Annotated in this window: 1 protein-coding gene; it reads right to left on the bottom strand. The window is 34.9% G+C overall.

The features are described 5' to 3' along the window. Positions 1–59: 59 nt before the first annotated feature. Entirely contained in the window at positions 60–191 is a 132-nt protein-coding gene (locus ACQ96U_RS27145) for a hypothetical protein (RefSeq protein ID WP_431724405.1), read from the bottom strand. Positions 192–355: the final 164 nt, after the last annotated feature.

The raw sequence follows: 355 nt of genomic DNA, 5'->3' as shown, positions 1-355 counted from the left end.
GATCTACAAACTTAGCGGAAAATAGGCAGTGCTCATCAATGTAGTACATTTTAACTCACTTAAGGGGAGATAGCATGCAACAACTCATGAGTTAAAATCATTAAAGAGCACCAAAAAAGACCAAAACCCCAGAAAGCTTTGCTGGTCAAGAGTTCTTTAAGCGACTCTTTAAAAGCTTGTTTCCCTGTCATACTTGCGCCTCACTCTTATCTATCTCTAAAGTAGTATTTTTTTCATGTAACTGTCTAGTGAAGAGTTTTTAGACAGAATATTGCTCTTTGTTTTGCTTAATAATTTCAAGTTTATGAATACCTACATTCACCAAAAGGAAACCAATGACAAACAAATATCACCT

This window comes from Zooshikella sp. RANM57, assembly GCF_050749885.1.
In the GTDB taxonomy this organism is placed as follows: domain Bacteria; phylum Pseudomonadota; class Gammaproteobacteria; order Pseudomonadales; family Zooshikellaceae; genus Zooshikella.
The sequence above is the reverse complement of the archived record's forward strand: the minus strand, read 5'-3'. Positions and strand labels throughout refer to the sequence as shown.